26 protein-coding genes are annotated in these 24,374 nt (G+C 64.1%); 9 read left to right on the top strand and 17 right to left on the bottom strand.

All coding sequences use genetic code 11. From position 1 onward, the window contains the following. Nucleotides 1–301: 301 nt before the first annotated feature. The 10 genes from BLS26_RS30455 to BLS26_RS36400 all read right to left on the bottom strand — a co-directional run bounded on the left by BLS26_RS30455 (nt 302) and on the right by BLS26_RS36400 (nt 10,218). Nucleotides 302–826, bottom strand: a complete 525-nt coding sequence (locus tag BLS26_RS30455) for a DUF1993 family protein (RefSeq protein ID WP_092516181.1) — start codon at nt 824–826, stop codon at nt 302–304. 154 nt (nt 827–980) lie between these two features. Then, a complete protein-coding gene (locus BLS26_RS30450) occupies nt 981–1,481 on the bottom strand; it encodes a cytochrome c-type biogenesis protein (RefSeq protein ID WP_172804731.1) in 501 nt (166 codons plus the stop codon). A 4-nt stretch (nt 1,482–1,485) separates the two neighbouring features. Beyond that, nucleotides 1,486–3,468, bottom strand: a complete 1,983-nt coding sequence (locus BLS26_RS30445) for a heme lyase CcmF/NrfE family subunit (RefSeq protein WP_092516180.1) — start codon at nt 3,466–3,468, stop codon at nt 1,486–1,488. After that, complete coding sequence (gene ccmE / locus BLS26_RS30440; protein ID WP_092516179.1) at nt 3,465–3,974, bottom strand: cytochrome c maturation protein CcmE; 510 nt, start codon at nt 3,972–3,974, stop codon at nt 3,465–3,467. Before ccmE ends, BLS26_RS30445 begins: the two co-directional genes overlap by 4 nt. A 33-nt stretch (nt 3,975–4,007) precedes the next feature. Continuing rightward, nucleotides 4,008–5,111 (bottom strand): c-type cytochrome biogenesis protein CcmI, encoded by a 1,104-nt coding sequence (gene ccmI / locus BLS26_RS30435; protein WP_092516178.1) that lies wholly within the window; start codon nt 5,109–5,111, stop codon nt 4,008–4,010. Nucleotides 5,112–5,251: 140 nt separating this feature from the next. Next, a complete protein-coding gene (locus BLS26_RS30430; RefSeq protein ID WP_092516177.1) occupies nt 5,252–6,658 on the bottom strand; it encodes a hypothetical protein in 1,407 nt (468 codons plus the stop codon). 282 nt (nt 6,659–6,940) lie between these two features. Then, nucleotides 6,941–8,317, bottom strand: a complete 1,377-nt coding sequence (locus tag BLS26_RS30425) for a sensor histidine kinase (RefSeq protein ID WP_092516176.1) — start codon at nt 8,315–8,317, stop codon at nt 6,941–6,943. A 93-nt stretch (nt 8,318–8,410) separates the two neighbouring features. After that, the gene (locus BLS26_RS30420; RefSeq protein WP_074831883.1) at nt 8,411–9,082 is read right to left on the bottom strand and encodes a response regulator transcription factor; all 672 of its coding nucleotides are present in this window, start codon (nt 9,080–9,082) and stop codon (nt 8,411–8,413) included. Nucleotides 9,083–9,241: 159 nt separating this feature from the next. After that, a complete protein-coding gene (locus BLS26_RS30415) occupies nt 9,242–9,940 on the bottom strand; it encodes a metallophosphoesterase (RefSeq protein ID WP_092516175.1) in 699 nt (232 codons plus the stop codon). Between the two features lie 125 nt (nt 9,941–10,065). Then, nucleotides 10,066–10,218 carry a hypothetical protein gene (locus tag BLS26_RS36400; protein ID WP_172804730.1) on the bottom strand — a complete coding sequence of 51 codons (153 nt, stop codon included), beginning with the start codon at nt 10,216–10,218 and terminating at the stop codon, nt 10,066–10,068. A 280-nt stretch (nt 10,219–10,498) separates the two neighbouring features. Between BLS26_RS36400 and BLS26_RS30410 the strand changes: the two genes are divergently transcribed. Together BLS26_RS30410 and BLS26_RS30405 are read left to right on the top strand one after the other, a co-directional pair. Beyond that, a complete protein-coding gene (locus BLS26_RS30410) occupies nt 10,499–11,479 on the top strand; it encodes a Ku protein (RefSeq protein WP_092516174.1) in 981 nt (326 codons plus the stop codon). A gap of 39 nt (nt 11,480–11,518) precedes the next feature. Continuing rightward, complete coding sequence (locus BLS26_RS30405) at nt 11,519–12,052, top strand: hypothetical protein (protein ID WP_092516173.1); 534 nt, start codon at nt 11,519–11,521, stop codon at nt 12,050–12,052. A 19-nt stretch (nt 12,053–12,071) separates the two neighbouring features. On the opposite strand, the gene BLS26_RS30400 is transcribed toward BLS26_RS30405, so the two are convergent. Beyond that, on the bottom strand, nt 12,072–12,269 hold the full coding sequence (locus BLS26_RS30400) for a hypothetical protein (RefSeq protein ID WP_157676624.1): 198 nt from the start codon (nt 12,267–12,269) through the stop codon (nt 12,072–12,074). A 35-nt stretch (nt 12,270–12,304) separates the two neighbouring features. Continuing rightward, nucleotides 12,305–12,469 carry a Flp family type IVb pilin gene (locus BLS26_RS30395; RefSeq protein WP_092516171.1) on the bottom strand — a complete coding sequence of 55 codons (165 nt, stop codon included), beginning with the start codon at nt 12,467–12,469 and terminating at the stop codon, nt 12,305–12,307. Between the two features lie 218 nt (nt 12,470–12,687). Between BLS26_RS30395 and BLS26_RS36060 the strand changes: the two genes are divergently transcribed. The 3 genes from BLS26_RS36060 to BLS26_RS30385 all read left to right on the top strand — a co-directional run bounded on the left by BLS26_RS36060 (nt 12,688) and on the right by BLS26_RS30385 (nt 15,332). Next, nucleotides 12,688–12,852, top strand: coding sequence for a hypothetical protein (locus tag BLS26_RS36060; protein WP_157676623.1), 165 nt, complete (start codon nt 12,688–12,690; stop codon nt 12,850–12,852). Between the two features lie 198 nt (nt 12,853–13,050). Next, entirely contained in the window at nt 13,051–14,685 is a 1,635-nt protein-coding gene (locus tag BLS26_RS30390) for a thiamine pyrophosphate-requiring protein (protein WP_092516170.1), read from the top strand. Between the two features lie 50 nt (nt 14,686–14,735). Further along, nucleotides 14,736–15,332, top strand: a complete 597-nt coding sequence (locus BLS26_RS30385) for a hypothetical protein (protein WP_210186251.1) — start codon at nt 14,736–14,738, stop codon at nt 15,330–15,332. A 51-nt stretch (nt 15,333–15,383) separates the two neighbouring features. On the opposite strand, the gene BLS26_RS30380 is transcribed toward BLS26_RS30385, so the two are convergent. Continuing rightward, nucleotides 15,384–16,958, bottom strand: a complete 1,575-nt coding sequence (locus tag BLS26_RS30380) for an MDR family MFS transporter (RefSeq protein WP_092516168.1) — start codon at nt 16,956–16,958, stop codon at nt 15,384–15,386. 198 nt (nt 16,959–17,156) lie between these two features. Beyond that, nucleotides 17,157–17,672 (bottom strand): YcgN family cysteine cluster protein, encoded by a 516-nt coding sequence (locus BLS26_RS30375; RefSeq protein ID WP_092516167.1) that lies wholly within the window; start codon nt 17,670–17,672, stop codon nt 17,157–17,159. 284 nt (nt 17,673–17,956) lie between these two features. Between BLS26_RS30375 and BLS26_RS30370 the strand changes: the two genes are divergently transcribed. The 3 genes from BLS26_RS30370 (at nt 17,957) to BLS26_RS30360 (ending at nt 21,556) form a co-directional block, all read left to right on the top strand. Continuing rightward, nucleotides 17,957–20,242 (top strand): transglycosylase domain-containing protein, encoded by a 2,286-nt coding sequence (locus BLS26_RS30370; RefSeq protein WP_092516166.1) that lies wholly within the window; start codon nt 17,957–17,959, stop codon nt 20,240–20,242. Between the two features lie 118 nt (nt 20,243–20,360). Next, a complete protein-coding gene (locus tag BLS26_RS30365) occupies nt 20,361–20,939 on the top strand; it encodes a DUF1214 domain-containing protein (protein ID WP_092516165.1) in 579 nt (192 codons plus the stop codon). Continuing rightward, on the top strand, nt 20,936–21,556 hold the full coding sequence (locus tag BLS26_RS30360; RefSeq protein ID WP_092516164.1) for a DUF1254 domain-containing protein: 621 nt from the start codon (nt 20,936–20,938) through the stop codon (nt 21,554–21,556). Before BLS26_RS30365 ends, BLS26_RS30360 begins: the two co-directional genes overlap by 4 nt. Here BLS26_RS30360 and BLS26_RS30355 read toward each other — a convergent pair. Then, on the bottom strand, nt 21,553–22,383 hold the full coding sequence (locus tag BLS26_RS30355; protein ID WP_092516163.1) for an MBL fold metallo-hydrolase: 831 nt from the start codon (nt 22,381–22,383) through the stop codon (nt 21,553–21,555). The genes BLS26_RS30360 and BLS26_RS30355 overlap by 4 nt on opposite strands. 91 nt (nt 22,384–22,474) lie before the next feature. Between BLS26_RS30355 and BLS26_RS30350 the strand changes: the two genes are divergently transcribed. Then, the gene (locus tag BLS26_RS30350; protein ID WP_092516162.1) at nt 22,475–23,335 is read left to right on the top strand and encodes a LysR family transcriptional regulator; all 861 of its coding nucleotides are present in this window, start codon (nt 22,475–22,477) and stop codon (nt 23,333–23,335) included. On the opposite strand, the gene BLS26_RS30345 is transcribed toward BLS26_RS30350, so the two are convergent. Next, entirely contained in the window at nt 23,332–24,060 is a 729-nt protein-coding gene (locus tag BLS26_RS30345) for a hypothetical protein (RefSeq protein ID WP_371360713.1), read from the bottom strand. The genes BLS26_RS30350 and BLS26_RS30345 overlap by 4 nt on opposite strands. A 72-nt stretch (nt 24,061–24,132) precedes the next feature. Continuing rightward, nucleotides 24,133–24,333 (bottom strand): hypothetical protein, encoded by a 201-nt coding sequence (locus BLS26_RS30340; RefSeq protein WP_092516161.1) that lies wholly within the window; start codon nt 24,331–24,333, stop codon nt 24,133–24,135. Nucleotides 24,334–24,374 lie beyond the last annotated feature (41 nt).

Here is a 24,374-nt window from a genome sequence, read left to right as displayed (position 1 = left end):
TTAAACTTTCGTAATGAAGGGGGGTTGCGGATGCGGCAGTTTAGCGCAGGCAATCAATGGCTTAGCCCTGGCGGAAAAGCGGCTTTTGGGGGGCAGGAAGCGTCACAGCCGCCCCTCCCTGTCATGGCGGGGCAAAGTGCGCTCCAACTCCCCGTCATGGCCGGGCTTGTCCCGGCCATCCACGTCTTCGGCGCCACAACGAAAGTAAGTCGTGGATGCCCGGGACATAGGCGAGCAGAAGCGACGCCGTCCTTCGGACGGCTATGCCCGGGCATGACGGAGTGAGAGGCTAAACCGCGACTTAACCCTTCTTGAGGTTCAGCCTTCCCATGAAATCCCGCTTGCCGAGGGGAACGCCGTTGGTGCGCAGGATGTCGTAGGCGGTGGTGGCGTGGAAATAGAAATTCGGCAGCGAGAACGACATCAGAAAACCCTCCGCCGTGAAGGGCAATTGGTGTTGGCCGAGATGGAATACGACGTCCTTGCCACCGAGCCCGTTGACCGCCTCCGGCGTCAGCGCCGACAAGGTTTTCTGGGTATCGGCTACCAGCCCCTGCAGCCCAGCGTAATCATACGGCGTCTTGAACGCCGGCGGCTTGAACACGCCCTGCTGCACGCCTTCGATGGCGCCGCGGGAGTGTTGTGCGACCGAGATGATCTGAAACCGGAACGGCAGCATGTCGGGCGCCAGCCGCGCCTCGACGATGGATTCCGGATCGATGTTATTTTCCTGAAAATGCGCGAGGCCACGGTCGAGGACGCCGCTGACTCCGCCCAGGATCTGAAGGTAGTTCGCCACGGTGGCGTCGTAGAGCGAAAAGGCCATTCGAATTCCCCCTGCTGATGTTTTTCTTGATAGCCGAAGTCTTAGCGCATTCAGCTCCGCTTGCCATCCTTTGGCTGACGCGTTCTCGCGACGCGAACCGGTATCCACCCACGGATCAAGTCCGAGGGCATGCTTCGCTAGAGAACGCCATGGATCAGGCCTGGTTTTCCCGCGGCGAGTCAGCGGCGATCAGGCGATCGATCCGGGCTTCTTCCTCGTCGGTCAAATGCAGCAAGGAGGGATCAGCGCTGCCGGCGGATTTCCGGCGACGCCGGTTGTGCAGCCAGAGCGCCAGCCCGCCGCCGGCCAGCGCCAGCGGCGGCACCAGCCACAGCACCAGCGTGTGCTGATTGACGCGCGGCTTCAGCAGCACGAACTCGCCGTAGCGCGCCACCAGGAAATCCATCACCTGGTTGTCGCTGTCGCCCGCCGCGATCCGTTCGCGCACCAGTAGCCTGAGGTCGCGCGCCAGCGGCGCCTCGGAATCGTCGATCGACTGGTTCTGGCACACCATGCAGCGCAGTTCGCGCGACAGGTCCCTCGCCCGCGCTTCCTTGGCCGGATCGCCCATGATCTCGTCCGGCTGCACGGCGAAAGCGGCGGGGCTTGCCATCAACACCGCCGCGACAAATGCCCATGCCAGGAGTTGCTTCAAGGATTCACTCCGCCGGCTGCAATGCGCGCGAGGCTTTCGCGGGTTTTGGCGCGCCGACGCGCAAGCGTCGATCCGACAGCGACAGCATGCCGCCGAACGCCATCAGCACCGGTCCCCACCAGATCAACAGCACCATCGGCTTGTGATAGATCCGTACCGCGATCGCGCCCTCGGCGGTGGTGTCGCCAAGCGAGATGTAGAGCTGGCTGGCGCCGCGGCTCAGCAACGCTGCTTCGGTCGTCGAAGATCCCCGTGTGGTGAAACTGCGTTTTGACGGCGTCATCACGCTGAGCTTCTCACCGTCGAGGTTGACGGTGAACTGCGCGATCATCTCGCGGAAATTCGGCCCCTGGCGCTGCGTCAGACCGTCGAGCTTCAATTCATAGCCGGCGACCTTGGCGACGTCGTCCGGTTTCATGGTGGCGATATATTCGCTGTTCCAGGTGGTTTCGCAGACGATCCCGATCAGCGCCACGCCGACGCCGGCATGGGCGAATGCGGTGCCCCAGGTCGACCGCGGCAGGCCGCGCGCACGCCGCATCGCGGTCCCCGCGACGACACGAAACAATCCCGTCCGCTCGGCGAGATCGCTGAGCGCGCCGGCAATGACCCATACCGCCAACCCGATCGCCAGCGGCGCGAACGTGCTGCCGCCATGGGTCCATGCCAACAGCACGGCGATTGCGATCAGCGCGGCGATGCCGGCAGCCATGAGCCGCTGCGCCGCGCCGATGAGGTCGCCGCGCTTCCACGCCAACAGCGGCCCGAACGGCACCGCGATCATCAGCGGCACGAACAAAGGTGTAAAAGTCAGGTTGAAGAAGGGCGCACCGACCGAAATCTTGTCGCCGGTCAGAACTTCCAGCGCCAGCGGGTAGAGCGTGCCGATGAAGACGGTGGCGCAGGCCGTGGTCAGGAACAGGTTGTTGAGCACCAGCGCACCTTCGCGCGAGATCGGCGCGAACAGCCCGCCCTGCTTCAGGGTCGAGGCGCGCCAGGCATAGAGCGAAAGGCCGCCGCCGATGAACAGGCACAGGATCAACAGGATGAAAACGCCGCGCGCCGGATCGGTCGCAAACGCATGCACCGAGGTAAGCACGCCCGAGCGCACCAGGAAGGTGCCGAGCAGCGACAGCGAGAACGTCAGGATCGACAGCAGGATGGTCCAGACTTTCAGCGCGTTGCGCTTTTCCATCACCACGGCGGAATGCAGCAGCGCGGTGCCGGCGAGCCACGGCATCAGCGAGGCGTTTTCGACCGGATCCCAGAACCACCAGCCGCCCCAGCCGAGTTCGTAATAGGCCCAGTACGACCCCATCGCGATTCCGAGCGTGAGGAAGATCCACGCCACCAGCGTCCACGGCCGTACCCAGCGCGCCCAGGCGGCGTCGATGCGGCCTTCCAGCAGTGCCGCAACCGCGAACGAAAACGAAATCGAAAACCCGACATAGCCGAGATAGAGCATCGGCGGATGCACCGCGAGGCCGATGTCCTGCAGCACCGGATTGAGGTCGCGGCCCTCGATCGGCGGATTGGCGATGCGCAGGAACGGATTCGAGGTGATCAGGATGAACAGATAGAACGCGCTGGCGATCCAGGCCTGCACCGCCAGCACATAGGCGCGCAGCGACAGCGGCAGATTGTTGCCGAAGGCGGCGACGAGGCCGCCGAACAGCGCCAGGATCGACACCCACAGCAGCATCGACCCTTCGTGATTGCCCCAGACGCCGGTGATTTTGTAGATCAGCGGCTTCAACGAATGCGAATTCTCGAACACGTTGGCGACAGAAAAATCCGAAGTGACGTGCAGCCATACCAGCGCCGTGAACGAGGCTGCCGCGAACAGCAGTTGCGCAAGTGCCGCGGAGCGCGCGACGTTCATCAGGGCAGCATCGCCCCAGCGCGCGCCGGCGATCGGCACCGTCGACTGGATCAATGCCAGCGCCAGCGCCAGCACCAGCGCGTAATGTCCGGCTTCGGCGATCACCGCGAGGCTCCCTGGGTCGGCGCAGCCGATCCCTGCTGCATCGGCGCAGCGCCCGCGCCCGGCTTGGTACCGTAATCGTCCTTCCAATGCCCTTGTTTCTTCAAGGCGTCGGCGACGTCCTTGGGCATATAGGTCTCGTCATGTTTTGCCAGAACGGTATCGGCCTTGAATACGCCGGATGCGTCGAGCGCACCTTCGGCGACGACGCCCTGCCCTTCACGGAACAGGTCGGGAAGAATTCCCTTGTACGACACCGGCAGCGTGGCGCCGCCGTCGGCGACGGCAAACGAGATCGCCAGATTATCGCCGCGCACGAGCGACCCCGGCTGCACCAGCCCGCCGAGGCGGAAACGTTTTCCCGGCGGAATATGCTTCTCGGCCGCCATCGTCGGCGTGGAAAAGAACACGATGGAATCGCGCATCGCGTTCAGCACCAGCGCCGCCGCAACTGCGAGCACCGCCAGCGAACCGCCGATCATGGTCAAACGCCGCTGCTTGCGCGTCATCTATTTCCTCTGTCTCGACGGGGGTAAATGATCTCAGCCATCAAGCCCCATATTCTTCAGGCCTTCATTGAGCTGCCGCAAGCGTTCGGCGTCGTTGGCAACCGCCTCACGGGCGTCGGTGAGCGCGCTCATCGCCTTGTCGCGGTCGCCCATCACCATATAGGCCCGCACCAGCCGCAGCCATCCCTCGACGTCGTTGCCATCCTGCTTCAGCCGCGTCGCAAGCCGGTCGACCATGCCACGGATCATGGTGCCGCGGTCGGCGTCGCTCATGTCCTTGGCCGAAGCCATCGTGTCGTTCGACAGCGCGGGCATATTGGGGCCGCCGACCCGCACCAGGGCCGCCTGGACCAGCGGCCGCCACGGCGCCTCGGCCGGCGCTTTCTCAAGCATTGCGCGCCAGATCGCGGCAGCATCGGCCTGGCGGCCCTCCTGCTCGGCGGCGAGCCCGAGGAAATAGTTGGCCTTGGGATCATCGGGCTTTTGCGCCACCGCGCGCTCGAATTCGGCCTTGGCCTCTGTCGTGACGACGCCGCCCGCCGAGCCCATCAGGGCTTCGCCAAGATCGGAGCGGCGTTCGGCGCTGTCGCCATTGTAGGTGATCGAATTGCGATAGGCCCGGATCGCCTCGTCGTAGCGGCCGAGCCGCGACAGTACCGGCGCCAGCACGTTCCAGCCCCGGCCGTCGGTGGGATTTTTCTCCAGGTGCGCTTCCACCTGCGCCACCAGATTGTCGAGCGGCTGGTTGGCATCGGCGGCGCGGCTGCGCTGGCTGAGCGGGAAATCGCCGAGCTGCGGCGACCCGACCGAGAGATAGAACGTCACTGCCGCGATCGGCAGCGCCACCAGCGCCAGGATCGCCGAGACACGGCGCAAACGGAGGTTCGACTGCGACGGCGCCGCGCGCCCGCTATCGACGGCGGCGAGCAGGCGGCGACCGATTTCGACCCGCGCCGCTTCAGCCTCGGGCTTGCCGATCAGGCCTGCGGCGACATCGCGATCGATCTCGGCGAGCTGGTCGGTGTAAACAGCAGCCTCGGTGCCGCCACCGGCGTCCGATGCCCCGCGGCTCAACGGCCAAAGCACGGCAAAGATCGCCGCGACCGTCATCAGCGCGAACACAAACCACAATGTCATCAAGCGGTTCCCGGGCGGAACGGCACTTTCCTGGCAAGCGCCGATGCGCCGCTTTACACCACTGGCGGCAGATGCGGCAATTGACAATTACAGGAGCAAAATCAGGGCAGAAAACCCGCAGATTATGCGAAAAGACGGCCCTACCCCGCGCGCGGGGGCTTGCGCTCGACCACGACGGCATTTTCCGCCGCCCGGCTCATCAGCGACGCGTAATCGTGGCCGAACAGCACCTCGCAGAAGCGGATCGCGGCCTTGACCTGCATCTGCCGGTAGCCGCGCGACTTGGTGTCGCCGCCGCGGAGCGACTGCACCAGGCTTTCGGTGGATCGCTCGACGTAATGCTGCAGGTCTGAATAGGTCCGCAACGTCACCTCGTTGATCGCAAGTTCGCTGGCATAGGTGCGGCACACCGCGACGAAATCGATCAAAGCGGCGGTTTCCTCGACCTCCACGGCATCGACCTTGGGAGCGGAGCCGATGTCCTTGTCGGCGCGCTGACGCAGGATGCGGCGGACCCGGCCGGGGACGCTGTCGATTTCCGACTGCAGCGAGTTGGAGATGTCGGCGCGGATCGACGCCAGCTGGCGGCCCCACGCCGAATCCTGGCGCAGGTCGAGTTCGGTTCGCAGGCCCCGCACGCTGTCGTGCAGCGATTTCAGCTGCTCGCCGACATTGTCGAGCTGGCCGCGCCGGATATCGGTGCGCAGACAGGCCGCGAGGAACGACAGATCGTGCAGCGCGATCGAGACTGCGATGCCGTACGGCGTAGCAGCCACGCGAATTTCATCGTCGGATGCCGCCATCTTGATCGCGAGGCGGATGATCTGCCACGGCGCCACCAGCCGCTGCATGATCAGCGACAGTGCGAACGGCAACAGTTGGGGCGATTGCAAGGATGGCACGTTGAGCGCCGAGGTCATCGATGCAATCTGGGGATCGCCAAAGGAACGGAGCTGGCTGGGGAGCCGGCTGCCAAGCCCATCCAGCGCTTCGCGTGCCCCCAACACCGCCCCGATCGACAGCAAATCCTCGACGACGTTGGGCGGGCCGATGCGCGACAATGCGCGCTGCGTATCCACGCCCGGCACCGGGGTTGATATCTTCGCGATCGCCTCGGCGGCGGCGGCCTGGAACTTGCGGGTTGCGGCTTCGAGACCCGCGTTCGAGCCGCTCTGCCTGATCTCGAAAATCGCCGCTTCGAACGCGCGCGCGGCATCGGCCGCGCCGTCGCGGCCGAGCCATTGCCAGACCGGCTGCAATGACGTGCGACGGATCTGGCCCGGCCGTACCGGAAAATTGCTTTCGACCAGGAACGGTTCGAGCGGCTCATACAATAGCCGCGCCGGATCGTCGGAACGCGGCCGCGCCTCGTCGTCGTCCTCGGCCCCGCGCACCACCTTGCGCAGTTGCTCCAGCACGAAGTTGGCTACCGCTAGGTCTTCGCCCCGCTCGATCGCGCGCTCGAACTCCCGCATCAGCAGCGCCTGCGCCTGTGGCGGGAGCTGGGCGAGATAGTCCCTCAGCCGCTCGGTCGATGTCTGGCTCATGCGCCTGGCGTGATTATGCGTGTGTCATCCCGGACGGCAGAAGGCGTCCAATGGCGATCTTAAAAGTGTGCGCGTTAAGAAGTCGTTTAGGAATGATGAAATCGGCGACAGCATGGCTGGTTTCCGCTTCATCGACGGCATTTTGCCCGGATACCGCGCGCTTTTGGTTGACGCGTTTTCTGCGCAGATAAGTCTACGCAACCTGCGAAGACTTGATTGCTTTGCGAACCGGTGTCCACCCCCGGGTCAAGTCCGAGGCCATGCATCGCTCGAAAACGCTCTCTAAATCCCCGGCAGCACCAGTTCCGCCCGCAAACCGCCGGTCGGGGCGTCGCCAAGGGCAAGACTGCCGCCATAGAGCCCGGCGAGATCGACCACGATCGACAGCCCGAGCCCGGAACCTGGCTTGGACTCGTCGAGCCGCTGGCCCCGCCGGGAGACCTGGGCGCGTTCAGCCGCCGACAGGCCGCGGCCGTCGTCGTCGACAATGATTCGCAGCCGCGGCCCCGCGCCGGGCGCCGCGGGCTGTTCGACCAGAACTTCGATGAAGACCTGCGAGGTCGCCCACTTGCACGCGTTATCGACGAGATTGCCGGCCATCTCCTCGAGATCCTGCCGTTCGCCACGGAACCGGGCCAGGGAATCGGCCTTGACCTCGATCGTGATGCCGCGGTCGCGGTGGATCTTCTCCATGGTCCGGCGCAATGCTTCGAGCGCGGGGGCAACTTCGGTGACGGTGCCGATAATGGTGACGCGCGCGGCGATCCGCGCTCGCTCCAGATGGTGCGCCACTTGATCCCGCATCACATCGGCCTGCTCCAACACCTTGTTGGCAAAGGGATCGATCGGATGCGCGGCGGCCTCGTTGACGATCACCGACAGCGGCGTCTTGATGGCGTGGGCGAGATTGCCGACATGGGTACGCGCGCGCTCGACAATCTCGCGATTGGCATCGATCAGCGCGTTGGTCTCGCGCGCCAGCGGCGCGATCTCGACCGGAAACTCGCCCTCCAGCCGTTCGGCGCGGCCGGACCTGATATCGGCGATCGATTCCGAGATGCGCTTGAGCGGCGCGAGGCCAAACCGGACCTGGAAGATCGTGGTCAGCAGCAGCACGATTCCGAGGGCCGCAAAGGTGCCGCCGAGGTAGTAGTCGAAGCTGCGAGTCTCGTCGAAGATTTCGGTGGCGTCGCCGGCGACGCTGACCAGGAATTTGCCGTCGGCGCCGAGATCGACCGGCCGCTCCACCATGCGCAGACTCTGGCCTTCGGGACCGTCGACATAACCGAGACGGATGCCGGCAGCGGTCAGCTCCGCGCCGTGGTCCTCGAGCTTCGGCAGCTTCTTGTCCCACAGGGAACGCGACGCCCGCGTCTCGCTTTTCTCGGTGTCGGTGCGGACGATCTGCCAGTACCAGCCGGACAGCGGCAGTTCGAACAGGGGTTCGCCGAGCGACTGGAACTGACGGTCGGGCGGTTCGTCCGGGGTCGCGACTTCGGCAATCAAAGTGCGCAGGTAGAGATTGAGACGGCGGTCGAAGGAACGCTCGGCCGCGTTGCGGTACACCGACGACAGCACGATGCCGGTGATGACCAGGATCACCACCACCCAGGCGGTGGCCGACAGAAACAGTCGTGTGGCGAGCGAGCTGCCGCGCATCAGAGCATGATCCCGAAAAGCATGTCCGCAGACCGCGAGCCTGCGGATGGACACCGGTTTTCGGATAAGATCATGCCCGCATAAAAGAGCAAATCAGGTGCCGGGCGACGGCGGCGTCAGCAGGTAGCCGAGCCCGCGCACGGTCTGGATGATGTCGACGTCGAGCTTCTTGCGGATGCGGCCGACGAACACCTCGATGGTGTTGGAATCACGGTCGAAGTCCTGATCGTAGAGATGCTCGACCAGCTCGGTGCGCGACACCACGCGTCCGGTGTGGTGCATCAGATAGGCCAGCAACCGGTATTCGTGCGACGTCATCTTGATCGGATTACCGGATACGCTGACCCGCCCGGTGCGGGTATCCAGCGAAACCGGCCCGCAGGTCAGTTCGGACTGGGCATGGCCGGTGGAGCGACGCAGCAGCGCGCGAATCCGCGCCAGGATTTCCTCGAGGTGGAACGGCTTGGCGACATAGTCATCGGCGCCGGCGTCAAAGCCCTGCACCTTGTCGCTCCAGCGGTCGCGGGCGGTCAGGATCAGGACCGGCATCGCGCGGCCATTGCGGCGCCATGCCTCCAGCACCGAGATGCCGTCCATCTTGGGCAGGCCGATGTCGAGCACGACGGCGTCGTACGGCTCGCTGTCGCCGAGGAAGTGCCCCTCCTCGCCGTCGAACGCGCGATCGACCACATAGCCGGCATCGGTCAGCGCCGTCGTCAACTGACGGTTCAGATCGGGATCATCCTCGACAACAAGCAGGCGCAAGCTGGCCTCCAACAATGAGCTTCACGATAACAGGTCCCATGATGAAGCTCACCGGCGTGAACGGGCTATGAACAGGGTAGACGGTGCAATGTTACTTTTTCGTCATCCGGCTCAACGCCTAACATGCCCCATCGCAGGCCCCAAGAGCCCCCGCGGTGGTCATACCCCTGCCGGCGGTCCCTTTATGACGATCAAGTCGACCGGACCGCCAGGTCTGTCGTCGTCGAAAACCCCAACCGTCAGCCGGCCGGTTCGCCAGGCCAGCGTGTCGAGATTGCTGCGGCCTTCGTACAGCAGCGGTCCATCAGGGTCATTGTCGTGGCCGTGCACGACGTGGCGCGCGCCGAAGCCGGCGCCATCTCCCTTTGGATAGCGCTTCCATAGCAGCGTGGCTTCGTTCTGCTGGTCCAGCGGAAGTTCGGGATCGACACCGGCATGGACGTAGACCCGATGGATATCGACGTGCATCAGCGGCCGTTGGTCGAGCCATGCGATGTGGGCTTCCGGCACCGCGGACGGCTCGCCGCCATACGATGCCAACGCGGTGTCGCCGCCTTTTTCGATCCAGAACGCCAGCTTTGCGGGATCGCGCAAACCTTGCTCGCGCAAGCCTTGACCGCGCAAGCCTTGCACCATCATGGCGTCGTGATTGCCTTTCAGCGCCACCAAATCCCAGCCGGCGATGCCCGAGCGCAGCCGCTCGACGACCTCTCTGCTATGCGGCCCCTTGTCGACATAGTCGCCGATCGCGACGATGATGCCGCCTCGCCCGCCCGAATGTGCCGCGATGTCGGCGAGCGCGCGGCCGAGCAGATCGTCACGGCCGTGAATGTCCGGAATGACATAGGTAAAGCTCATGCGGCAGATGCTGGTCCGGCTGTGATGCGGCAACGGTCCTATTCCAATCGAGTGCGGTCAACAACCGGTCCGGCGGCCTGCCGCGAGCAAGGTGGGATGCACCATCAGGCGTCGAAGCGCCGATCTCAGGTGCGGAAGAATACGAACCAGACGATGCCGAGGATCAGGACTGCGAGCCCGGTGGAAGCCGTCAAGAGCGCCAGCACCGACGGTCCGGGTTCGGCCTGACGTGCCTCGGTGGCGGTTTCGACGATCTGGGCATGTCGTTGCCTTGCCATGGGAGCCTCTTCCGTTAAGTGGCTGTACCGCCAACGAATGCCTCGACACCCGCTGTCGAAAGCAACGCATGATCGAGGATCCTGTTCCGGCGCCTCGGCGGCCCGGATCGGAGGTACAAAAGGTCGCAGCGCCGGCCCGAAACCGCCGGCACAGGGGCACAGGCCAACCCGCTCCGGCGATAGTTAACGCCGTTGGCAGATTCCCGGGCCCGGCATGTTTGAGAAGGGGTCTTCCGGTGGTATTCTTGGCGCTCGTCTATAGCGTCTTTCGGAGTATCCCATGGCCCCCCGCGCCAACTGGAAGGGTTTTCTGCGCCTTTCGCTCGTGACCTGCCCGGTCGCTCTGTATCCAGCGACCTCGGATACCGAAAAGGTCTCCTTCAACCAGATCAACCGCAAGACCGGCCACCGCATCAAATATGCCAAGGTCGATGCCGATACCGGCGAGGAAGTCGCCAACGAAGACATCATGAAGGGCTACAAGATCGACACCGACACCTACATCGAGGTGTCGAAGGACGAGCTTGACGACATCGCGCTGGAATCCACCCGGACCATCGAGATCGACGAATTCGTACCTAGAACCGATATCGACAGCCGCTATGTGATCCGCCCCTATTATCTGGTGCCGGACGGCAAGGTCGGCCATGACGCCTTCGCGGTGATCCGCGAAACCATCCGCACCATGAACAAGGTCGCGATCGGCCGCGTGGTGCTGACCAACCGCGAGCACATCATCGCGCTGGAGCCGCTCGACAACGGCCTGATGGGAACGCTGCTGCGCTACCCCTACGAGGTCCGCAACGAGAAGGAATATTTCGACGACATCCAGGACGTGAAAATCACCAAGGACATGCTGGATCTCGCCAAGCATATCGTCGAGCAGAAATCCGGTACCTTCGAGCCGGACCAGTTCGAGGACCGCTACGAACAGGCCCTGATCGACCTGATCAACCAGAAGCGCAACGGCCTCGGCACGACCGCCAAGGCCGCACCGAAGAGCGGCGGCAACGTCATCAACCTGATGGACGCGCTCAAGCGCAGCCTTGCCGGTGAAAAGCAGGTTTCACCGGCCGCCAAGGGCCAGGTTCAGGAGAAGACGAAGGGCAAGAAGCCGAAGAAGCGCGTCGAAGGCCAGCGCGAAATGCTGCTGCCGATCAGCGGCGGCGGCAAGCGCGCCGCCAAGGAAACGGCCAAGGAAGCTCCGAAGAAGGCCGAGAAGCCGGCACGCACCGCTGCCCGCGCGAAGAAGGCCGGATGATCGCGTATCCGGCGCCGTCAGCCGGTTGATGCCGCGGCGATGGAACCCTGGTTCATAGCCACAAAGCCGTTCGGCCCGGGCAATGGCGACGCCTGGAACAATTATGTCGCGTGGTCCGGCCTGTCGCAGTTGCGCGAAGTCGTTTCACTTGACGAAAACCTGTGCCCGACGGTGCTCCCCGACATCCCCGATCATTACTGGCCGCACATCGTCAACGAAAACTACATGCTGCGGTATTTCCGCGATATCGGGTTTCTGCTGAAAGAGGTGAATAACCTCGCGGCCAGGAATTTGCTGTGCGTGTATCGCGATCCGCCGGCGCATCCATCACCAGCGATGCCGGGTTTTCGGTTTCTCGGATACGATCTGGTCGATTATCAGGGCCGCGTCAGCGCACTGAGCAACTGTGGCGGCTTCCCCACTGTGTTCGCGAACTCGGAACTCTCGGATCAAGCGCTACTGACGAGCCATTCCCGGGCCGTGCGGGTACAAGCCGGCTTGCGCGAACATTACCCGGACGAGCCCCATGCCGACTGTCATTGCTGGGCGATATTCCGGCTGGAACAGCCATAGCTTTTTCAAGCGGCCAGGCTCAATCGCCGCCGCAGTCGCCGTCACCATCGCCGCCGAAATCCAATCCACCGAAATCGTCGCCGCTACCTCGCGACCGCTTCCGGAACATCAAATCCATCAGCAGGACGAGCACCAATATCGCCGCGAAAACACGCCACGGATATTCCCTGACATAGCCGATAATTCGCGGACCCCAGGTCAGCAACAAAGGGCCCAACAGCAGCTCCTGCATGACGCTGCTTCCGATCTACGCTATTTGAGCGACGTGCTGATGTCGGCGAACTTGGTGCTGACCGCACTGCCGAGGTTGTTGACGACGGTCACGATCACAATGGCGATGCCACCGGCAATGATGGCGTATTCGATAGCGGTCGCACCAGATTCATCGTCGAAAAATTTCTTGACTAATTGACGCATCCCAAACTCCAGTCGACGCTTTCCACGGGGTTCTCCCGCGCCGTGCCAGAGCAAAACTCTAGGCCCGGACGGTTGATGAGGCCTTGACGAACAGGATGAACGATCGATTAAGCCGGAAGCGCAAGAACCCGGGTATTCGTACGGGCCGGAAAATTTACTTTGCAGTGCGTCCTGCCCGTCCATGGTCGCCCGATCGGGATCGTCCGGAGTGAGCGCACATGGCCACGCAGAAGCGTGAGGCAGGAAAGAACTACATCGGGCTTTTGAGCGACGAGCTCGAAGCGCCGTACGCGGCCGCTTCGCCGGCTGCCGATCGCCCGATCAGGAAATATGTTCTGGGCCTGATGGCCAATTTTTTCTGCCGCCGCGGCGAAGTGCGGTAATTTTCTGGCCTCGCTTGGGCCTTCTGCTCAGGCGGTTGCCGCCGGCATTCAGAGGGGCAAGCCCTGCGGGCGGCAAAACGCATATCTGCACTTCCTGGGGCAAGCGCCGCCCGCGCTTTACCAAGCGGTCAAATCCTGTTCCAACTGTCGGAAACGGCGCCGGACCAAACCGGCCGCCATATCCAAGGGGAGACCGTCATGAAACTCGGCACCGCCATCGCGGAAATCATGAAACGCGAGGGGATCGAGATCCTCTGCGGCTACCCGGTCAACCATCTGATCGAGTATGCCGCCAATGCCGACATCCGCCCGGTGATGGTGCGTCAGGAACGCATCGGCATCCACATGGCGGACGCGATCTCGCGCGTCACCTCCGGCCATTCGATCGGCGCGTTCTGCATGCAGCACGGGCCCGGCGCCGAAAACGCCATGGGCGGCGTCGCGCAGTGCTACGGCGAATCCGTTCCCGTGCTGGTGCTGCCGATGGGTTACGCGCGCCGGCTCGCCAACATCGACCCCAATTTCAACTCCAGCCAAGCGATGCGGGCGTTCTCGAAATCGTCCGAGCCGATCAACATCGCAGCCGAAGTCTGCAACATCTTCCGCCGCGCCTTCACCAAACTGAAGAACGGCCGCGGCGGGCCTGTGATCGTCGAAATCCCGGCCGACATGTGGAACGAGGACGTGCCGGAGCCGCTGAACTACACGCCGGTGCTGCGCACCCGCTACGGCGCCGACCCGGTGCACGTGAAAGAAGCGGCCGCGATGCTGGTCGGCGCCAAGCGGCCGGTGATCTATGCCGGCCAGGGCGTGCACTACGCCAAGGCCTGGCCGCAGCTCAAACGGCTGGCTGAGCGTCTCGCCATTCCCGTCACCACCAGCCTCGGCGGCAAATCGTCGTTTCCGGAGACGCATCCGCTGTCGCTCGGCTCGGGCGGCCTTGCGGTACCGCGCGCGGTGCCGAAATTCTTGGGTGAAGCCGACGTGATCTTCGGCATCGGCTGCTCGTTTACGGAAACCTCGTTCGGCATCGCGATGCCGAAGGGCAAGACCATCATCCATTCGACGCTCGATCCCAACCACCTCAACAAGGATGTCGAGGCGAAGATCGGCCTGGTCGGCGATGCCGGGCTTGTGCTCGACGCGCTGCTGGAGGAAATCGGCAAGACTGTTACGAAGGATCGCGATGCCAGCGCGGTCGCGGCCGAAATCGCGGCCTCGCACAAGGAGTGGCTGGCGAAGTGGCTGCCGAAACTCACGCATAACGACGCGCCGCTCAATCCCTATCGCGTGCTGTGGGATCTGCAGCACACCGTCGACATCAAGAACACCATCATCACCCACGATGCCGGCAGCCCGCGCGATCAGCTCTCGCCGTTCTGGAAATCGGTCGAGCCGCTGTCCTACATTGGCTGGGGCAAGACCACGCAGCTCGGCTACGGGTTGGGTCTGGCGATGGGCGCCAAATTGGCCAAACCCGATAAGCTCTGCATCAACGTCTGGGGCGATGCCGCCATTGGTTTTACCGGCATGGATTTCGAAACCGCGGTGCGCGAGCGGATTCCGATCATGTCGATCCTGCTGAACAATTTCTCGATGGCGATCGAGCTCAAGGTGATGCCGATCTCGACGGAGAAATACCGTTCGACCGACATTTCCGGCGACTATGCCGCGATGGCGCGCGCCTTCGGCGGCTATGGCGAGCGGGTGACCAAGCCGGAAGACATCATCCCGGCGATCAAGCGCGGCATCGCCAAGACGCAGGAAGGCATCCCGGTGCTGCTGGAGTTCATCACCAGCAAGGAAACCGAGGTCTCCAGACCCGGGACCTGAGCAGCGGCGAGCCGGATTTCGGCGGCGGTCCGGGCAGCAACCCAGCAGCGATGGTCAAGCAGATCATGCCGCTATTGATCGTTCGCTGGCCGTTGGCTACAACCTTCAATAGAGCAAGCGTGGGGTCTTGGGGGCGGGCTTTGATCCGATATGGGAAGATTCTCGTCGTTCTAGCGCTCGTTGCGCCGTGTCTCGCAGCATGCGCGACCCAGCAGGCGATGACGGTTGATAGCGGCACGGTGGTCAATGCAAATCCGAAATACCGGAATGCAATCGCGGTCCGTTCGGTCACCGGCGGCCGCATGATGAACGTACTGACTGTGATGGGTGTCGAGAACGAGCCACTCAAGGCCGCCCTTGAAAGCAGCCTCGCCGCCAACGGCTACCTCGTCAACTCAGGCACGCCAAAATTCTATGTCGATGCTGAAATCGTCAATCTCGATCAACCCTTGATCGGGCTTGATCTGGATGTCACGGCTGACGTCACCTACAAGGTTTCCGGCTCTGGGGTGGCGGCGACCTACCCGATCAAGGCCACAGCCCGCGCGACATTTTCCGATTCGCCGATTGCCGCCGACCGCATGCGGGTCGCAAACGAACGGGCGATACAACAGAACATCAAGCAGTTTCTTCTGGCGCTGCGCTAAAGTCCGCCACGACGTGGAACGCGCTGCCGTGGAAAGCCTGCAGCGCAGCCCCTACTCCGCCATCTCCGCCGGCGGCGTAGCCGGGCCGGCCAGCGGCCGTTCCTCCATCGCGATCATGCAGAACGCACCGAGGGCGAGCAGCGCGGTGGCCGCACCGAATACGTAGCGGAATGCCGTGATCATGTCGGCGACGGGGATCGAACTCACGGGGCCGCGATGTTCGCCGGCGAGCGAGATATCCGCGCCCAGCGCCATCAGCAGGATCGCGGTGAAGGCTGCGACCGTGAACGACGACATCAGCGAGCGAAAGAAATTCATCGCACCGGTCACGGTGCCGATCTGCGCGCGCGCCACCGAGTTCTGCAGCGAGACCACGCTGACCGGGAAAGTCGTGCCGAGGCCGAGCGCGAACAGCGCCAGCACGATCAGAAATCCCCACAGCGGCAGCGTCGTCGCGGTCAGCACGGCGCCGAAAACCACCGCCATCGAAGTTCCGAATACGGCGACGCGCTTGTAGTGCTTGGCGCGCGACATGGTCTTGCCTGCGATCGCCGCGCCGCAAGTCGAGACCGCGGCAATCGGGATCAGCGCCAGACCGGCCTCACTGGCGCTGAGGTGATAGACCACCTCGTAGTAGAGCGGCAGTTGAACGGTAAGGCCGGTAATGGCGCCGAGCGCACAACCGCCCGCCGTCATGGCGTAAGGCGCAATCGGCCCGCGGATCAGCGACAGCGGCAGGAACGGCTCGTCGGCCTTGTTCGCATGCCAGACGAAGGCGAACCCCAGCGCGGCGGAAGCGCCGATCATCGACAGGATCACCGGCGACAGCCACAGATAGCGGTTACCGCCCCAGGTCAGCACCAGCATGATCACGACGGCCGAGCCCATCAGCAGCACGCCGCCGAGCCAGTCGACCTTGCGCTTGCGATGGAACACCGGAATCTTGCCCATCTTCGGCAGCAATAGCGCCAGCGCGCCGAGCGCCAGCGGCACGTTGATCCAGAAGATCATCGACCAGTGCAGATGTTCGGCGAACACGCCGCCCAGCACCGGCCCGAGCAACCCGGCCGCCATCCAGACGCCGGAGAAATAGGCCTGGTACTGGCCGCGCTCGCGCGGTGAGACCACATCGGAGATCACGGTCTGCACGACCGGCATGATGCCGCCGCCGCCGAGCCCCTGCAGGCCGCGCGCCAGAATCAGCACCGGCATGTTGGGTGCCACCGCGCACAGGATCGAGCCCACGGTGAACATGGTAAGCGACACGGTGATCATGACACGGCGGCCGTAGATGTCGCTCAGCGTGCCGAACACCGGCGCCACCGCGGTCGAAGCCAGGAGATAGGCCGTAATCACCCAGGAGAGATTGCTGACATCGTTGAACTGCCGGCCGATGGTCGGCAGCGCGGTCGCGACGATGGTCTGGTCGAGCGCGGCCAGGAACATCGTCAGCAGCAGGCTCATCAGGATGGTGCGGACCTCGTCCTGCGTCAGCGGCGCGCGCGGCGCCAGCGACGGCGCATCAGAGACCTCGATGACCTCGGTCGTGATGTGCGAGAGCTCGCGGGCGAAATCGTCGGGCAATGTCGTCTGGTCGGCAGAGTCCTGCCGTTCGAACTTGTTCATATCGGGCGTAATATTCTTCTGCACGGCCTCAAGCGGCCGGAATGGAATCGCTATTTCCGGCCCTATTTACGGGAGAAAACGCGCGTCGGGCAGCACCCCGGGTGCATGGGTGCGTCCCATCGGGGCATCTTCGCGTTTACGTGATCGATCAGCAGCGCTCAGCGCTTTGCATTCAAGGCTTTAAGCCAAAACCTTCAGTCAGGCCTTGGGCCGCTTCTTCAGCTTGGCCCGCTTCGGCAGCAGCGCCGGCCATTGCACGATGTGGTCCTCGAGGTCTTCATCGGCGATCTCGTTCTCGGTGCCCTGCACCCGGCCGCGGACGGAAACGCCGGCTTCGTGCACGGTGTTGGGATCGCCCGAGATCAGCGGGTGCCACCAGTAGAGATCGCGCCCCTCGGCGACGAGCTTGTAGCCGCAGCTCGGCGGCAGCCAGTTCAGGGTACGGACGTTTTCAGGCGTCAGGCGGACGCAATCCGGAACCTTGGCGGAGCGGTTTGGGTAGTCCTTGCAGGCGCATGACCCCGAATCCAGCAGCTTGCAGGAAACGTGGGTGAAATAGATCTTGCCGGTATCCTCATCCTCGAGCTTTTCCAGGCAACAGCGCGCGCAGCCGTCGCACAGGCTTTCCCATTCGGCGTCGGACATCTCTTCCAACGTCTTGGTTTTCCAGAAGAATCCCTCCTGGCCCGAGGGTGGCTTGGGCGGTATGGTCATGAAACTGGATGGTGTCCGGATCGGTTCGGCTTCAGCCTTCTAGGGGGTAGCCGACCCCGGGCGCAAGCGGAGCCGTCTTTAGCTGCAATAAATCGGGGGGCAGCGTTAGTCCTGACCATCAAAATCGTGAGCGGGAGCATTGGTTTATGGCCCCCCCTCGGATAGAACAGCCGCGAGTCCCCTAAGGACGTAAAAGCGCCTTGGGTTTGCCGCAACATCGAAGCAAGACGTCTCCACAGTGCCCGGCCGGCGCTGGAACGCCTGCGAAATGACCAAGGGTCCCGGTGCGCCAGATCGTACCTCCACACTGGAAGCAGAAGATCCGGAATTTCTTTCTGGATCTGGATGCGCGTATCGACTCGACGCTGTTCTCGTCGGGCAAGGGCCTGCGCGAACTCTATGAGCGCTATTCCACCTTCATGGACCGCTTCTATGTCGGCCGCTGGAAGCGCTGGGTGTTCATCGAGCCGCTGTCGGAAGCCGCCACCATCGGTCTCGGCGGGCTGATCCTGATGCTGGCGCTGGCGATCCCGGCGTTCCGCGAAACCGCCGATGACGACTGGCTGAAGAAGTCCGATCTCGCGGTGACGTTCCTCGACCGCTACGGCACGCCGATCGGCAGCCGCGGCATCAAGCACAACGATTCGATTCCGCTGGAAGACTTTCCGGACAATTTGATCAAGGCGACGCTGGCGACCGAAGACCGCCGCTTCTACGACCATTTCGGCATCGACATCGCCGGCACCGCGCGTGCGCTGGTCACCAACGCGCAGGCCGGCGGCGTGCGACAGGGCGGTTCGTCGATCACCCAGCAGCTGGCGAAGAACCTGTTCCTCAACAACGAGCGCACCATCGAGCGCAAGGTGAAGGAAGCCTTCCTCGCGGTCTGGCTGGAAACCCGCCTGACCAAGAACGAAATCCTCAAACTCTACCTCGACCGCGCCTACATGGGCGGCGGCACCTTCGGCGTCGATGGCGCTGCGCATTTCTACTTCAACAAGTCGGCCCGCGACGTCAATCTGGCGGAATCGGCGATGCTGGCCGGCCTGTTCAAGGCCCCGACCAAATACGCCCCGCACATCAACCTGCCCGCCGCCCGTGCCCGCGCCAACGTGGTGCTCGACAACCTGGTCGATGCCGGCTTCATGACCGAAGGCCAGGTGTTCGGCGCCCGGCGTAATCCCGCCGTCGCCGTCGACCGCCGCGACGAGGCTTCGCCGAACTACTATCTCGATTACGCCTTCGACGAGATGCGCAAGCTGGTCGATACCTTCCCGAAATCGTACACCGAGCGCGTGTTCGTGGTCCGCACCTCGATCGACATGAACGTGCAGCACGCCGCCGAAGAGGCGATCGAAAACCAGTTGCGCCAGTTCGGCCGCGATTATCACGCCACGCAAGCCGCCACCGTGGTCGGCGATCTCGACGGCGGCGTTCGAGCGATGGTCGGCGGCCGCGACTATGGCGCCAGCCAGTTCAACCGCGCCACCGACGCCTACCGGCAGCCGGGCTCGTCGTTCAAGCCGTATGTCTATACGACGGCACTTCTGAACGGCTTCAAGCCGACCTCGATCGTGGTCGACGGCCCGGTCTGCATCGGCAACTGGTGTCCGCAGAACTATGGCCATTCCTATTCCGGCGCGGTGACGCTGACGCAGGCGATCACCCGCTCGATCAACGTCGTCCCGGTGAAACTGTCGATCGCGCTCGGCGGCAAGTCGCCGAACCCGGCCAAGGCCGGCCGCGTCAAGATCGTCGAGGTGGCGCGCCGCTTCGGCCTCACCGCGCCGCTGCCGGATACGCCATCGATGCCGATCGGCTCCGACGAGGTCACCGTGCTCGAACACGCGGTGGCCTATGCGACCTTCCCGAACAAGGGCAAGTCGGTCAAGCCGCACGCCGTGCTCGAAGTCCGCACCGGCGCCGGCGATCTGGTCTGGCGCTTCGACCGCGACGGCAGGAAACCGCTGCAGGCGATCCCGGCTTCCGTCGCCGCCGACATGGCGGGCATGATGAGCCACGTCGTCAGCGAAGGCACCGCGCGTCGCGCCGCGCTCGACGGCATTCCGACCGCCGGCAAGACCGGCACCACCAACGCCTATCGCGACGCCTGGTTCGTCGGTTACACCGGCAACTTCACCTGCGCGGTGTGGTACGGCAACGACGACTATTCGCCGACCAACCGCATGACCGGCGGCTCGCTGCCGGCGCAGACCTGGCACGACATCATGGTGGTCGCGCATCAGGGCGTCGAAGTGAAGGAAATCGCAGGCATCGGCATGGGCACCAAGCTGCCGCCGGCCCCTGTTGCCGCCAACGTCGCCGCCAATGGCGCGCCGCCGCGGGTGCTGGAGACCAAGCCGGGGCCGCCGCCGGTGCTGACGCGGCGCGGCGCCGATATCCTGGTGCGCGTCGAAAAACTGCTCGACGACGCCGGCAAGACCGCGGGCAAGACCTCGGCCAACGAACCGGCGCCGACCAAGCCGGCATCTTCCAGCGCGCTGGCCTTCCCGGAGAACTATGTCGCCGCGGCCGGCGACCAGGCTCCGCCGGCGCAGCGGAAGAACTAGGTCGCATGATCCGGAAAAGTGGAAGCCGGTTTTCCGGCGAGATCATGCGCAAACAAAATAAGCATCAGATTCCGGTTCAACCGGAATCTGATGTGGTGATTCCAGGGAGCACTGGCCTGTGCGGCTGATCTTCATCACCTTGCTGGCACTGATCCTGGCCACCGTCGTCGGCCTCGGCTCGACCTACGTGACGGCAACGCGCGGCACGGATCTCGGCACGCTCACGATCGGTGCCTGGACGGCGCGGCCGAAGAGCGGCACCGCCGACGTCGATCCCTATTCGCGCGCCTCGATCGCGCGCAGCGGCGAATTGCCGATCGGCACCGGCGACGGCATCGCCTTTTCGGCCACCACCGACGACAAGAAGAAGCCGCTCGACGGCCGCTGCGACATCGTCGTCAGCGGCGTGACCCCGGCGGCGCGGTTCTGGACGCTGACGCTGTTCGACCGCAAGGGACATCTGGTCGGCAATTCGCTGCAACGCTACGGCTTCACCAGCCAGGAAATCGTGCGCGGCTCCGACGGCGCGTTCGAAATCCGGGTGGCGGCGCGCTCGCGCGCCGGCAACTGGCTGCCGACCGGCGGCATCGAGCGTTACGCGCTGATGCTGCGGCTGTACGATACGCCGGTTGGCGTTGCGACGCGGACGCAGCGCGACGCCCCGATGCCCTCGATCTCCACGGTGGGCTGCCCATGATCCGCCTGCTGTTCACCATCATCGCAGGCGTGCTGCTCGGCGGCGTGGTGCATCTCGTCAGCGTGCTGGCGCTGCCGCGCATCGCCTCCCAGGACGCCTATTCGCGGCTGACGCCGACGACCAAGCTCAACGCGGTGACGCAGTTGCCGCTCGCCGATCCCGCCAATTCGCCGATGCCGTTCATGGACCCGGCCTTCGCGATGGCGATCTGCCGCTACGATCTGAAAGATGGACCGATCAAACTGACGGTCCCGGTCAGCCAGGCCTATACGTCGGTGTCGTTCTACACCCGCAACGAGGTCGCCTATTACGCCATCAACGATCGCTCGGCCGGCCGCAAGGTGATCGAGCTCGATCTGATGACGGAAGCGCAGCACAATGAACTACCCGAGGACGAGGAAGTCACCGCCGCCGACCGGCTGATCATCGACTCGCCGACCGCGACCGGACTGATCCTGCTGAAGGCGCTGGCGCCCGAGCCCGGCCTGATGCCGCAGGCGCAGACCACGCTCGCGGCATCGAGCTGCGCCGTGCAGGTCGATGCGCCGCCGCCACCCAAGCAGCCGGATCCTGCGCCGGCGCCGCCAGCCGGCCCGGCGCAACGCGGCAAGCGCTAGTGGACTGATCCGCACCGACATCGTTCGTAATCGACGGGGTCGTGGCTGCTAAAGATCGTCACGGCGTCGCCGTGCTTGGCCTTCAGCGCCCTCAGCCGTTCCTGATTTTCGATCCGCATGGCGCGGTCCATGTCGGCGCGGCGCTGAAACAGCCCGAGTACCAGCGGCATCTTCGGCTTGGCGTCGATCTGGCCATGGAAGAAGTAGGCGTCGCCGGCATGCAACAGCCATCTTTCCTTGGTGCGCACCGCGATGCCGCAATGGCCGAGCGTATGCCCGGGCAACGGGACCATCAAAATGTCCGGCTCGCGATCGCCGAGCGCGCGCACGCCCTTGAAGCCGAACCAGTCTTCGCCGCCCTCCCCATAGAACGACCATTGTGGGTGATGCTTCCATTGATCGGTGATGTAGCGGCCCTTCGGCGCGGGGATCCGGGCAGACACCGCCGTGTCATGTTCGCGCTGATGCACGTGCACTTTTGCGTTCGGAAAATCCGGAATGCCGCCGGCATGATCGCGGTCGAGATGCGTCAGCAGCAGATGGCGCACATCTGACGGCGAATAGCCGAGCGCCTTGACCTGCTGAACCGCGGTCTCGGCGGGGTCGAGCCGTGGCGTGGTCTGCCGCACCCATTTCGGTCCAAGCCGCGGCGGGTTGGCGATATCGTCGAGCCCGATGCCGGTGTCGACCAGCGCCAGCCCGTCATTGGTTTCGACCAACAGGCAGTGGCACACCATCCGCGCCCGCTGAAAAATGCTGCCGGTGCCGTTCACCAGCCGTCGGCCGATCGGGCACATGGTGCCGGTGTTGAGATGATGGACGCGCATGACGAACTCCTCTGCAATCAGACGCTCAGCTTGCCATTCGCGCTATCATAGGTAAAATATTGATATCTGATAGTATCGATAGGATTTGACTATGGATATCCGCGAGCTCCGTTATTTCACTGCCGTGTTCAACGAGCGCAACCTGACCGCGGCGGCAAAACGTTGCTTCATTTCGCAGCCTTCGATTTCGGCCGCGATCACCAATCTCGAAGCCGAACTCGGCACCACGCTGTTCGTCCGCCACAAGAAGGGTATGTCGCCGACCGCATCGGCCGAGCAGTTTCATGCCGTCGCCCGCCGCATCATCGACGAGGCGGATGCCGCCAAGAACCTGTTCCGGAAGCCGTCGACGCAGGCCACGCTGAGGCTCGGCCTGATGCGCACGCTCGACATGCCGCGGACGGTCGCCCTGCTGAAGCCGTTGACCGGGAATCCCGATGTCGCGCTCCGCCTCGTCGGCATCAACGAGGCCGCAGACGCGCGGATCATTTCGAAGAACATCCTCAAGCCGGGCGAACACTTCGTTCCGCTTTGGGTCGAGCGCTATGTCGCGGCGCTGCCGCCATCGCATCCGCTGACGCTGAAGGAGCGGCTGCGCGCGTCCGACCTCGCCGGCGCCGCCATGATCGACCGCTGCCATTGCGAGCAGAGCGCCTTCTTCGGCCGCGCCGCGTCGGTGCGGCGCCGGTCCGCGGCGATCGCGGAATCGGAAGACTGGGCGATGGCACTGGTGGCGGCCGGTGTCGGCATCGCGATCGTCCCTGAAGGCGTCGCCCGCGGCCGCGCGGATGTCGCCGTGCGCGAGATCGATATCGACGTGAAGCGCCAGGTCGGCCTCGCCTACAGCGCCGCGCGGCCTTTGCCGCAGGTGCTGCAGAATTTTATCGCGCAGCTAAAGCCGCGGCGGCCCAGAACTATCCGCACCAGGAAGATCGCAAAAAGCAGGCGTTAGCCCTTCACCGTCACGGCGCGCCCGATCACGGGCTCGGCTGCCACCGGCGGATTGGCGGTTTGGGCGGCGAGTTCGCCGATCAGCCGGTCGGCGTCGGCGGCGATATTGTCCGGCGTCTGGATCACCAGCCGCTCCAGCGCCCAGCGATAGGACGAGATCCGCCGTTCCAGGCATTGCTGGACCCATTGCACGATCAGCGTGTTCTCTTCCATGCGGGCGACCGCATCGGCCTGCTCGCGCGGCGACAGTTCCGAGACCATTTTCAGGCTGGCATTGCGCTTGCGGTCGAGTTCGATGACGCTCGCCGCCGTGGCGAAGAACGGCTCGAACCGGGTAATGTCGTTGCGAACGTCCTCGATCAATTGCTGATAGCGCGAGGTATGCGAGCGATGCGGCTCGTCGATCAGCGCGCGCCCGTAGGTGGTACGGTCGAACACCACCTTCTGCCGCCACGGCGAGGGCAGCGGCTGGTAATCGCCGAACACGCTCTTCCAAGCGGGCCGCGAATGCGGCGGCTCGATCAGCGGAAAAGCGAAGTCGCGGAGTTGGCGTTCGTTTTCGGTGAGCTGGAACTGCGACGGCTTCAGGCCGACGCTTCCGGTTGCCTCGGCCCCGAGCCAGCGATGCATGTCGTCGTTGCGGAAATCGCTCCGGGTGCGGCCGAAATCGCCGCCGCTGCAGCCGCCAAGGAGACTACCAAGGGTCACGCTCACCAACAGGAGCATGAGAGCCGGGTGTAACCGAATCCCGGCGGTCCGGGTCGGATGGGGCATCTCCGGCATTTCAAACGTCCGTTGTCAGGGGCGCCGGCGGCGGCGGCGTCCGGGTGCCGTACCTTCTTCCGGCCCGCGTCCGTCGCCGGTCTCGTCGGCGTCACGTTCAATCCGGACAACGGGAAGGATCAGTATGGTTCCGAGGCCATCGCGTGGAGCGCCATCCATGCTTGAGCCCAGCCGCCGCGTCGCCGCCTCTGCCGGCAATTCAATGATGGTACCCATGTTGGTTCTCTCTGGTTGCCGCGCGGACATGATTTGGCCGG

It is taken from the genome of Afipia sp. GAS231 (assembly GCF_900103365.1).
Lineage (GTDB): Bacteria > Pseudomonadota > Alphaproteobacteria > Rhizobiales > Xanthobacteraceae > Bradyrhizobium.
The sequence above is the reverse complement of the archived record's forward strand: the minus strand, read 5'-3'. Positions and strand labels throughout refer to the sequence as shown.